This is a genomic window from Kitasatospora sp. NPDC002543 (assembly GCF_053594915.1).
Genome location: NZ_JBSFWR010000010.1, coordinates 119,281 through 129,991, shown reverse-complemented (window position 1 = coordinate 129,991; position 10,711 = coordinate 119,281). Strand labels below are relative to the sequence as shown.

Annotated in this window: 9 protein-coding genes; 3 read left to right on the top strand and 6 right to left on the bottom strand. The window is 74.5% G+C overall.

The features are described 5' to 3' along the window. Positions 1–483: 483 nt before the first annotated feature. Positions 484–1,818 carry a DUF1254 domain-containing protein gene (locus ACWD4P_RS07505; protein WP_449778893.1) on the bottom strand — a complete coding sequence of 445 codons (1,335 nt, stop codon included), beginning with the start codon at positions 1,816–1,818 and terminating at the stop codon, positions 484–486. A gap of 198 nt (positions 1,819–2,016) precedes the next feature. Between ACWD4P_RS07505 and ACWD4P_RS07500 the strand changes: the two genes are divergently transcribed. Continuing rightward, positions 2,017–3,057, top strand: coding sequence for an NAD-dependent epimerase/dehydratase family protein (locus ACWD4P_RS07500; protein WP_449778892.1), 1,041 nt, complete (start codon positions 2,017–2,019; stop codon positions 3,055–3,057). A gap of 221 nt (positions 3,058–3,278) precedes the next feature. On the opposite strand, the gene ACWD4P_RS07495 is transcribed toward ACWD4P_RS07500, so the two are convergent. From ACWD4P_RS07495 to ACWD4P_RS07475, 5 genes are all read right to left on the bottom strand, one after another. Then, positions 3,279–4,328: a family 2 encapsulin nanocompartment cargo protein polyprenyl transferase gene (locus ACWD4P_RS07495; protein WP_359821162.1), complete on the bottom strand. Its 1,050-nt coding sequence runs from the start codon at positions 4,326–4,328 to the stop codon at positions 3,279–3,281. Positions 4,329–4,586: 258 nt separating this feature from the next. Next, positions 4,587–6,005, bottom strand: coding sequence for a family 2B encapsulin nanocompartment shell protein (locus tag ACWD4P_RS07490; RefSeq protein WP_359821164.1), 1,419 nt, complete (start codon positions 6,003–6,005; stop codon positions 4,587–4,589). A 408-nt stretch (positions 6,006–6,413) separates the two neighbouring features. Then, positions 6,414–6,962: a methylated-DNA--[protein]-cysteine S-methyltransferase gene (locus tag ACWD4P_RS07485; protein WP_449778891.1), complete on the bottom strand. Its 549-nt coding sequence runs from the start codon at positions 6,960–6,962 to the stop codon at positions 6,414–6,416. 113 nt (positions 6,963–7,075) lie between these two features. After that, entirely contained in the window at positions 7,076–7,309 is a 234-nt protein-coding gene (locus ACWD4P_RS07480; RefSeq protein WP_449778890.1) for a hypothetical protein, read from the bottom strand. Between the two features lie 168 nt (positions 7,310–7,477). Beyond that, the gene (locus ACWD4P_RS07475) at positions 7,478–8,692 is read right to left on the bottom strand and encodes an MFS transporter (protein ID WP_449778889.1); all 1,215 of its coding nucleotides are present in this window, start codon (positions 8,690–8,692) and stop codon (positions 7,478–7,480) included. A 267-nt stretch (positions 8,693–8,959) separates the two neighbouring features. Between ACWD4P_RS07475 and ACWD4P_RS07470 the strand changes: the two genes are divergently transcribed. Both ACWD4P_RS07470 and ACWD4P_RS07465 read left to right on the top strand, forming a co-directional pair. Further along, the gene (locus ACWD4P_RS07470) at positions 8,960–9,829 is read left to right on the top strand and encodes a hypothetical protein (RefSeq protein WP_449778888.1); all 870 of its coding nucleotides are present in this window, start codon (positions 8,960–8,962) and stop codon (positions 9,827–9,829) included. Between the two features lie 356 nt (positions 9,830–10,185). Next, entirely contained in the window at positions 10,186–10,638 is a 453-nt protein-coding gene (locus tag ACWD4P_RS07465; RefSeq protein ID WP_449778887.1) for a sortase-dependent protein, read from the top strand. Positions 10,639–10,711: the final 73 nt, after the last annotated feature.

Here is a 10,711-nt window from a genome sequence, read left to right as displayed (position 1 = left end):
CGTCCGTCCCCCGCGGATGAACCCTGCGAGCCAACACCACGGTCTCCACCGGAATCCCCGACACCCCACCAGGACGCAGCACAGCCCACCCCCACAGACAGCCAACCCACCCCAACCAGCAGGAACCTACCGCCCCCACACCCACCCCGAACGACTTCGCCAGCAGAGTCACCTGACCGACTTCTCGTACGCGGCCGGAGCCAAGGGCGCCGGCCGAAGGCGGCGGGCCCACAGGGGCGGGGAGTCAGCCCCGGCTGACCAGCGAACCCTGGTCAGCCGGGGCCCAAGGCCTCAGTCCCCTGCACGAGAAGTCGAATGGGCCGACTTCTCGTGCAGGGGCGGGCTCCCCCCAGCGCGGGTGGACACACGGCGCGGGGAGGCTCGGACGCGCGCATCAGCAGGCCCCAGCGGGCGCCGTTTCCGGCCGACAAGGCGCAGGAAGTCGGCCCGGCCGACTTCCCGCGCGCGGCGAGGGGCCGGGTGTCAGGTGCGGTGGATCGGGGGGACCTGGTAGGTGCCGTCCAGGACGGCGGGTTCGGGTTGGTAGATGCGGAGGATGGGGCGGAACTCGCCGGGCGGGGTGGGGAGCCAGTTGGCGGCGGCGGTCGGGTCCTCGGGTTGGTCGTGCCGGAGGGTCAGGGTGAGGGAGCCGTCCTCGCCGTGGACCAGGCCGGGGGTGCGGTCGCCGATCGAGTAGCGGTCGATCGGGTTCTCCACCAGGTAGTAGTCCGGGACGGAGTACATCGTGACGGACCAGAACGCCCCGGCCGGGGGCGGCTGTTCGAAGCGCAGGGTGTAGTCGTGGCCGCCCGTGAGCGGCCTGCCGTCGGAGTCGTCGTAGGTCATCGCGTACGAGGCCTCGTAGGCGTGATTGCCCCAGAGGCCGGCGCGGGCGGCGGCGGCCCGGCTGAGGTAGGCGGCGCGGCGGTCGGGGATGCGCCACTCGGGGTCGTCCAGGGTGCCGGGGCCCAGGTGCTCGGTGTTGTAGTCGAAGAGGTGGAGGGCGCTGCGCCATTCGCCGGGCGGGTGGTCCTCGGGCGGGCGGCTGGCGTCCTCGACCCGTTCGCGGCCCGCGGCCAGGCCCTTGGCCAGCGCCAGCGTCCACTCGGGGGCGGCCGCGCGGTACGGCGAGGCGCCGTCGTCGAGCAGGCCGAGCGGGGCGAAGCGGCGCTGGTACTCGACGTCCGCGGTGGTGGGCGGGAAGGCCTGCATCCAGACCCGTAGCCGTTCGAAGAAGGCCAGCCGCTCGGGGACGTCCGCGTCCGGCTCGGGCAGTCCGGCGACCAGTCCGCCGGGTTCCAGCGGTGCCAGTTCCAGGGCCGCCTGGAGGGCCCGGACCCGGGGCAGGTCGTCCGGGCCCTCGCAGGCGAAGCGGCCGACGAGGGTGCCGACGGTGGTCGGCAGCTCGATCACCCGGTTCGGGTCGGGCGGGGTGCCGTGCCAGCCGGGCGGGACGATCAGCCAGGTCTGCGCGTCGGTGCCGGTGGCCCGGCGGCCGAGGTAGGCGACGTTGTCCGTCCAGGCGTCGATGACCTGCAGCACGTAGTAGGCGCCCGCGGTGTCCGGGACGTGCAGCACCTGGGGGCCCTCGGAGAGGTCGAGCTGGGCGATCGAGTAGATCGTGTCGTTGTTGACCGAGACGAAGCGGTCGGCGGGACCGGCGAGCCGGGCGGCGTGGCTGAGGCGGTTGAACGGTGCGGCCGGCAGGGTGCCCAGGCCGCCCCGGGCGAAGCGCTCGACCATGGTGAGGCCGGCGACCAGCGGGTAGCCGTAGACGTACGCGTCGGCGGCCAGGGCCTCCAGCTCGGGCTGGTTCATCACGGGTCCTTCGTCCGGGGCAGGCACCGGGGCCGGGGTGCGGTCACCGACAGCGGCACGATCGGTACAGATCGGATGCTAGAGGGGGCCGGGCGGGGCGGCACGTCGGATCGGATGCCAGGCGGCACCCGGTGGCAGGAGATCTGCCGACCGCGAATCCGGGCGTACCTGCGGCGTGCCGGGGAGAGGGTCGTCGGTATGAAGATCCTGCTGCTTGGGGGCTCGTCCTTCCTCGGACGGGCCTACGCTGCCGAGGCCCTCGCCCGGGGCCACCGGGTGACCACCTTCAACCGCGGCCGCAGCGCCGCCGATCTGCCGGGTGTCGAGGCGGTCCGGGGCGACCGCGACGACGCCGCCGAGCTCGCCCGGCTGGTCGACGGCCGCAGCTGGGACGCGGTCGTCGACACCTCGGCCCAGCAGCCCGCCCAGGCCGCGCTCAGCGCCCGGCTGCTGCGCGGGCGGGCCGGCCACTACACCTTCGTCTCCTCCGTCCACGCCTTCGCCGACTGGCCCGCCCGGGTGATCGACGAGCATTCGGCGCTGCACCCCTGCCCGGCCGACACCCCGCCCGACCAGCCGCCCGGCAACCCCCTGAAGGCCGGCTGCGAGCGTGCCGTGCTGGCGGGGTTCGGCGCCGGGCGCACGCTGGTGCTGAACAGCGGGCTGCTCGTCGGACCGCACGAGTTCGGCGGCCGGCTGCCCTGGTGGCTGGAGCGGATGGCGCGTGGCGGGCGGGTGCTCGCCCCGGGGGATCCGCGGCGCACCATGCAGGTGATCGACGTCCGGGACTTCGCCCGTTTCGGGTTGGACCTGCTGACGGCCGGAACGGCGGGTCGCTTCGTCACCACGGCGCCGCCCGGCCGGCTCCGCTTCGGCGAGTGGCTGGAGACCTGCCGGGAGGTGGCGGGTGCCCCGGGCACCGAGCTGGTCTGGGTCCCGGACGGGCCGCTGCTCGCCGAGGGGCCGGACCAGGTCGGCGGGTGGACCGAACTCCCCTTCTGGGCACCGGACCTGCCCGAGCTGGCGGGCGCCTGGCTGGCCGACAGCGGCCGGGCGGAGGCGGCCGGACTGCGCTGCCGGCCCTTCGCCGAGACGGCGCGCGACACCTGGGAGTGGCTGCGGGCGCGCGGACCGGCCGGGGACACCGACGCCGAGGGCCGCAAGGGGCGGCCGGGGGCGGTGGTGCGGCAGGGCATCGAACCCGCCAAGGAGCGGCGGCTGTTGGCCGCCCTCGGCTGAGGGCCGGCGCCGGCTCGGGGGCGGTGCCTGCTCACGGGCGACCGTCCCGGCCGGCCGGAGTGGAAGCTCGGGTTGGGACGTCGGAGTGGGAAGTCGGACGGACCGGCCTCCCACTCCGGGACGACAGCGGCGACAGCGGCGACAGCGGCGACAGCAGCGGCAGAAGCAACAGCAGCGGCAGCCAGGGCGGCCTGGGCGGCAGCCCGGTGCGGGCAGCCCGCTCAGTGCGTGCGGCGGGTGACCAGCTCGGCGAGCGCCAGCAGTTCGTCCGCCGCGGCCGGCTCCGGCACCGCGGCGGCCAGCTGCGCCATCGCCGTGGCCATGCGCTCGCAGGACTCGCCCTGCGCCCAGCCGCGCCCGCCGGCCGCCTCGACGGCCGCCGCACACTGCGCCAACTCATCGGCGCTCAGGGGACGTTCGATCGCGTACAGTTCAGCCAGCCGTTTGCCCTCGACGGTGCCGGACCCCAACGCCGCGACCACCGGCAGCGACTTCTTCCGGGCGACCAGGTCCGCGCCCACCGGCTTGCCGGTGACCGCTGGGTCCCCCCAGATGCCGATCAGGTCGTCGATCAGCTGGAAGGCCAGCCCGATCTCCCGGCCGAAGCCGTCCAGCGCCTGTGCCGCCTCCTCGGAGGCGCCCCCGTACAGGGCGCCCGTCGCACAGGCTGCGCCGAGCAGCGCGCCGGTCTTGGCCTCCGCCATCGCCAGGCACTCGGGCAGCGAGACGTCGTCGCGCCGCTCGAAGGCGCAGTCGATCTGCTGGCCCTCGCAGAGCTCGACCACGCAGTCGGTGAGCCGGCGGATCGAGCCGTGGGCGGCCTGGTGGGTGTCCTCGGCGAGCAGGCGCAGGGCGAGGGAGTGCATGGCGTCCCCGGCGAGGATGGCCTCGGTGGTGCCGAACACCCGCCAGGCGGTGGGCCGGTGGCGCCGGGTGTCGTCCCGGTCGATGACGTCGTCGTGGAGCAGGGTGAAGTTGTGCACCAGCTCCACCGCGGCGGCCGCGGCGACGGCCTCGCCGGGCTTGCCGCCCAGGGCCTGGGTGGCGGCGAGGACCATGGCCGGCCGGATCGCCTTGCCGGCGGGGGCCTCGACGGGGGTGCCGTCCGCCTCCCACCAGCCGAAGTGGTAACCGGCCACCTTGCGCATGGTGCCGGGCAGCGAGTCGACGGCGGCCCGCAGGACCGGATCGACCAGGGTGCGGGTGCGGGCGAGGATGTCCGCCGCCTCGTGCCCTTCTTTGTGGTCCCGCTCCAGCGTGGGACTCGTCATGGGTGTTTCCCCCTGTCGGGCGCCTGTCGTGGGACGGCCCGCCGACGGCGGACCGGAGTTGCGGTGCCGGGCGCGGCCGCGCGGCGCCCCGGCCGCCTTCGGGCCGGGCCCGTACGCGACGGGGTGCGTCGCCCGCCGGACGCGCCGCCCGCCGGACGCATCGACCGCCGGACGCGCCGGGCGCCGGACCGCGCCGTCCGCCGTGGCGTTCACGGCCCCGGCGGACGGCGGGGGCCTCACGGCCGGCCCCGCGAACCGTCAGTACTGCGCGATGTCCACGTTCTCCAGGACGCCGACGGCGTCCGGCACCAGGATCGCGGCCGAGTAGTAGGCGCTGACCAGGTAGGAAATGATGGCCTTGTCGTCGATTCCCATGAACCGCACCGAAAGGCTCGGCTGGTATTCGTCCGGAATTCCGGTCTGATGCAGGCCGATGACGCCCTGGTTGTCCTCGCCGATTCGCATCGCGATGATCGAGCTGGTGCTCCCGACGATCGGGATCTTGTTGCACGGGAAGACCGGGACCCCGCGCCAGGAGAGGATCTGCTTGCCGTCGACCTCGACCGTGCCCGGGTTGAGGCCGCGCTTGTTGAGCTCCCGGCCGAAGGCGGCGATCGCCTTGGGGTGGGCCAGGAACATCCTGGTGCTGCGGCGGCGGCTGAGCAGCTCGTCCATGTCGTCCGGGGTGGGCGGGCCGGAGTGGGTCTGGAACCGCTGGTCGTACGCGGCGTTGCTGAGCAGGCCGAACTCCGGGTTGTTGACGAGCTCGTGCTCCTGGCGCTCGCGCAGGGCCTCGATGGTCAGCCGGAGCTGGTGCTCGGTCTGGTTCATCGGCTGGTTGTAGAGGTCGGCGACCCGGGTGTGGACCTTGAGGATGGTCTGCGCGACGCTCAGCTCGTACTCACGCGGCTTGAGCTCGTAGTCCACGAAGGCGCCGGGCAGCTCGTACTCGCCCTGGTGGCCGGCCGAGAGGCCGATCGCGGCCTCGCCGTGCTTGTTCTGCGCCTGCTGGAAGCCGTTCAGGTACTCGATGATCTGGAGCTGGAGCGCCTCTGAGCGGTCGTGCAGCTCCTGGAAGGCGGCCCAGGACAGCGACAACACGGTGCCGGAGGTCGAGGCGCGGACGGTGTACGGCCAGTCGCCGCCGTCCTGCCGGACCGCCTCGTCGCCGAGGTGGTCGCCGTCGGCGAGGGTGCCGACGACCGTCTCCTCGCCGTACTTCCCGGTGCCCAGCCGGTCGAGCTTGCCGTGCGCGATCAGGAACACCTCGGTGATCGGCGCCCCGGCCCGGACCAGGATCTCGCCCGGGGCGACCTCCCGCTGCACGAAGCGCGAGGCCAGCTCCTCCAGCAGCGCCTCGTCCTGGAAGCCTCGCAGCACCGGCACCTCGGCCAGCGTCGGCGGGACGATCCGCACCTCGGCCCCAGTCTTGACGAAACTCACCCGGCCGCGGCCGACCGAGTGGCGCAGGCGGCGGTTCACCCGGTAGGTGCCGCCGGACACCTGCACCCAGGGCAGCTTCCTGAGCAGCCAGCGCGGGCTGATGCCCTGCATCTGCGGTGCGCTCTTGGTGGTCGTCGCGAGGTTCCGCGCGCCCGCCGTGCTCAGACTCTGCTGCTGCCGGATCTCCGCCTGCGCACCTGGCGCAGGAATACCGGCATTGGTTTCGGTCGACATGAGGGGAGCCCTTCGCATACCCGATGAAGTGTCGCCTTGCACATGCGTGTTGCAGCTTCATGGTGGGCCCATTCGACGGCGCTCCGCAATCACTCGTTCGAGTGGTTCGGAATAGCCGAACAAATAGTACGAATAGATCACCTGATCGATATTTGTTCGACTATTTATTCGAACATATCGGGGTGTCGCGCCCCATCCTCCCCCATCGAAGCCCCGACCCGCGCCACCCTCCGACGCGATCCGCACGTGGCGCCCCCGCCCTCCGGACCGTTCGAACCGGCCCGCCGACAGCACCGACCCGTCGTCAACTCACTGTCAGGACACGTCGTCCGAGTACACCCGTACGTGTCCGGTCGGACCCCGCCCTCGCCGGGAACGCCCACTTCGCCGGGCGACTGCGCACGACCGCTACAGCGGACCGTTCCAGTCCAGGGTCGGCTCCAGCACGCCCTCCAGGGTGAGCAGCCAGCGCTTCACCTCGATCCCGACCCGGCCGCCACCGAAGCCGCCGATCCCGTCCGCCGCCACCACCCGGTGGCAGGGCACCAACAGGGGAACGGGGTTGGCGGCCATCATCTGCCCGACCGTGCGGGCGGCCAGGCCCGGCTCCACCACGTCGTCGAACACCCCACTGCGGGCGGCGAGTTCGCCGTAGGTGATGGTCCGGCCGTACGGCACCTCGCGCCAGAGCGTCTGCAGCACGGCGCGGTGCGGGCCGGAGCTCAGGCTCCAGTCGATCGGCAGGCCCAACTCGCGGGTGCGGCCCGCCAGGTAGGCGCCGATCCGCTCGGTGACGGCATTGATCTTCGCTTCGTCGCCGCACGGCGGCGCGCCGGCCTCGTGGGGCCCGGTGTAACCGGCCGACACCACACCGAGCGGGGTCACCGCGACCCTCATCGGCCCACTGGGCAGCGGCGTGGGCACGGTCAGCCAGGACATCGACCAGGACTGCGGCACGCTCGGGCCCCCACCCTCCGCCGGACCGGCCGCCGGCCACCCCGGCACCCGAGGGGCGTCCCCGCCCCGCGCGCCATCGTACGGCGGGCCGCCGACAGCACGGGCGGCTCCGGTCAGAGCTGCCCCTTCAGCGCGCGGGCGTTCGACGCGCACCAGTGCACCAGTTCGGCGCGGTCCGCGGCGCGGCCCTCGCACAGCACGGCGACCTGTTCGTCGGTGATCCGGTTCGGTCCCGGGATCTCCAGCAGGTACGCCAGGTCCGCCAGGACGGTGGCGAGCCGCTCCGCATCCGCGTGGTCCACGGTGACCGCGGAACCGTGATGGCTGATGGTGAACGAGCCGGGCATGATCGACCTCCTCCGTCGCCCCCGTCCTCCACCGTACGACCGGGTCGGCCGCCCCGCCCGCCGCGGAGGCCTGCGTGCGCGGGAGGGGCAGCCGGTCGCGCTCCGGGGCCGGCCGGGCGCGGAGCGCGGCGGGCCGGGGGTGCGCCCCGAAGCCGTCCGAGGGGTTGGTCAGTCGTCCGGGCCCTCCTCCCAGCGGCGGTCGCGCACCGCCGGTACGGCCAACACTACGGCCCCCGCCACCAGTTGCCAGACCGACCCGACCAGCAGCACGGCGTCCGCGCCGAACCGGCCCGCCAACGGACCGGCCGCCGCCAGCCCGAGCGGGCCGAGGGCGAAGGAACCCAGCACGCCGAAGGCCGTCAGCCGGCCGAGCAGCTCCGCCGGCACCCACTTCTGCGTGGTGGTGGTGTAGAGCGTTCCGCAGACCGCCGAGCCGACCCCGGCCACCACCGCGCCGAAGGCCACCCAGGGCAGCCCCGCCCCGGCCGCGAGCGCCCCGGAGGGCAGCGCCCAGGCCAGCGCCGCCACGGACGCCACCGCCAACGGGCGGGCGGGAACCCGGCCCAGCATCAGCACGCCGCCCAGGACCGCGCCGGCGCCGTAGCCGGCCATCACCAGGCCCCACCCGCGGGCGCCGCCGAGGCCCCGCTGGGCGAGCAGCGGGCCGAGCACCAGGAAAGGGGCCCAGACCAGCAGGTTGAACAGGCCCATCTGCACGGTGGTGATCCACAGCCACGGGCGGGAGGCGAACTCCGACCAGCCGGCCCGCACGTCCCGGATCATCGACCCTTCGTCGGCCGACCCGGCCCGCACCGGCAGCCGCGTCCGCAGCGCGGCGAGGGCGAGGCCGCCGACGCCGTACGTCACCGCGTCGGCCAGCAGCACCGCGGCCGGGCCCCAGGCGGCGGTCACCAGGCCCGCAGTGGCGGGACCGGCCACGGTGGACACCGAACGGGCCAGCCCCAACAGGGCGTTGGCGTCCGCCATCAGCTCCTTGCGGCGCACCAGGTCGGGCACGATCGCGCCGAAGGCCGGCATGAACAGCCCCTCGCCGACGCCCCAGAGCGCCACCAGCGCGACCATCGCCCAGACCGGCGCGTGCCCCACCGCCAGCAACCCGGCGAACAGGGCCTGGACCAGCCCGCGCAGCAGGTCCGAGCCCAGCATCACCCGGCGGCTGCCGAGCCGGTCCGCGACCACCCCGCCGACCAGCAGCACCAGCACCACCGGGAGGATCCGGGCCGCCATCACCCACCCCAGGTCGGTGCCGCCGCCACCGCCGTCGAGCACCGCGAAGGCGACCGCGACCGGCGCCATCGAGGAGCCGACGAGGGAGGTCGTGTACCCGGCGAAGAACCAGGTGAAGTCACGCTCGCCGAACACGGCGAGACGGTCTCCCAGACGCCTTCTCCGGGCCGGGATCCGTTCGATTCGCACTGCCATGTGCAGCAAGTCTGGGGCCCGGCGGGGAGCGGATTCAAGGGATCGCGGGAAAAAGATTGAGCCTTTCGGTGTCAATTATCGCGCGACTTGCCAATGCCGCAGTAAATCGACCCAATAATGCTCTCCTACCTGCCTTTTACTGCGAACATTGGCTATGGTTCCGGTGGCTCGGCGTGGAAATTTACTGCGGAAAAGGCGGTCGCGGTCATGACGGAAGCAGAGGCGGGGGCAGAGGCGGGAACGGGGGCGGGGGCGGGGGCTGGGACAGGGGCGGGAACCTCGGCGGGCGTCCCCCCGGTCGAGTACGCCGTCGCCGTCGAGCGCTACCTGGCCGCCTCCGGGCTCGCCGACGGCTCCCGACGGATCTACCGGATCGCCCTGGACACCTGGGCCTGGGCGCTCGCCGACCGCCCCGCACCCACCGGCCCCGAACGGCGGCGGGCCCGGCCGCCCGTCCTGCCGCTCGCGCTGCTCGACCACCCCGACACCGCCCGGCGGCTCCACGCCGCGGCCGCCCGGCGCCGCGCCGACACCGACCCGCGCACCCTCAACCGGGAGCTCTCCACCCTGCGGGCGGCCGTCGCCTGGTGGCGCGCCCGGGGCTGGCTCGACGGCGACCCGACCACCGCCCTGCTCCCCCGCCCGCTCCCCGAACCCGCCGACACCACCGGCCCGTTGACCCCCGACGAACTGCACACCCTCTTCGCCCTGCGCGCGCCGCTGCGCGAACAGGCGCTCTGGCACCTGCTGCACGAGTCCGGCGCCGCGATCGAGACCGTCCTCGCCCTGGACACCGACCACCTCGACCTCCCCCGCCGCCGCACCCGGCCGGGCAGCACCCCGGTGCACTGGCAGTCCGGCACCGCCCGGCTGCTCCCCCTCCTGGCGGCCGGCCGCGCCACCGGCCCGCTCTTCCTCACCGACCGCCGCGCCCCCGCAGGCACCCCCGCCCACGACCGCTGCCCCTACACCGGCCGCGCCCGCCTCTCCTACCGCCGCGCCGCCGAACTCTTCACCGCGCACACCCGGCCGCTCGGCCCCGGCTGGACCCTCCGCCGACTACGAGCGGGGCGGTAACAGCGGACGGTAGCGGCGGACGGGGCCGACGCGGCGGACCGGACATCACGAAGGACGCTCCGACACACCGTTACGCAGCCGATGGGCGGCCGTGACACGACCGGCCGAGGACCGCGACACGCCCCTCCTACGGTCGTCAACGACGCCACCGGCCGGACCGGTCGGGCCGGGTCAGCTGGCCCGACCGGCCGAACGGCCGGAGGGCGTCCGCGACGAGGACGCACGCGTCCGGCGCCGACGACGTACGTCCCCGCGACACACCGACACCGACACACCGGCACGCCGGGTCCCGCGGACCGCACCGCGGAACGGCGGCCACCACGTACCGACCGATGCAGACGATGGAGACACCCCGCATGAGCAGGAGCCGTACCCACCACTCGCCCGCCCGCCGCGTCCTGGCGGCCTGCGCCCTGACCGGCGCCGCGCTGCTCGCCACCGTCACCGGTGGCCAGGCCTGGGCCGACGGCGCGCCGGCGCCGGTCGCCCCCAGCGTCGCCCCCGCCGCCGGCACCGCGCCGAAGACCGCCGTGCCCGCACCCGCCGCTCCGCGGGCCGAGGTCCCGAAGGCCGCGCCCTCGCCCGCCGTGGCCACCCCGCAGCGCGCCGCCTCGCCGGCCCCGGTCGCCCCCGGCGGCGCCCAGCCGCAGGTCCGCGAGGTGCCCAAGGGCGCCGCGCAGGCCGGTGACGGCTCCAGCGCCTCCGACGGTTCCGGCCTGATGCTCGCCGGTGGCGGCGCCGTCGCGGCCGTCGGCGCCGCGGCCCTGGGCTTCGCCGTCCTGCGCCGCCGCTCCGGTGCGCGCGGCTGACACCGGTCCCGAGTCCGCCGGGCACCCCGGCGCCGCTTCCCCGTACCCGGCCAGTCGGGGAAGCGGCGCCGGG

Bases quoted from the DNA above. Each gene is read 5' to 3' on its own strand.
- ACWD4P_RS07505 (WP_449778893.1), bottom strand. From the start codon at position 1,818: ATGAACCAGCCCGAGCTGGAGGCCCTGGCCGCCGACGCGTACGTCTAC.
- ACWD4P_RS07490 (WP_359821164.1), bottom strand. From the start codon at position 6,005: ATGTCGACCGAAACCAATGCCGGTATTCCTGCGCCAGGTGCGCAGGCG.
- ACWD4P_RS07470 (WP_449778888.1), top strand. From the start codon at position 8,960: ATGACGGAAGCAGAGGCGGGGGCAGAGGCGGGAACGGGGGCGGGGGCG.
- ACWD4P_RS07495 (WP_359821162.1), bottom strand. From the start codon at position 4,328: ATGACGAGTCCCACGCTGGAGCGGGACCACAAAGAAGGGCACGAGGCG.
- ACWD4P_RS07465 (WP_449778887.1), top strand. From the start codon at position 10,186: ATGAGCAGGAGCCGTACCCACCACTCGCCCGCCCGCCGCGTCCTGGCG.
- ACWD4P_RS07480 (WP_449778890.1), bottom strand. From the start codon at position 7,309: ATGCCCGGCTCGTTCACCATCAGCCATCACGGTTCCGCGGTCACCGTG.
- ACWD4P_RS07500 (WP_449778892.1), top strand. From the start codon at position 2,017: ATGAAGATCCTGCTGCTTGGGGGCTCGTCCTTCCTCGGACGGGCCTAC.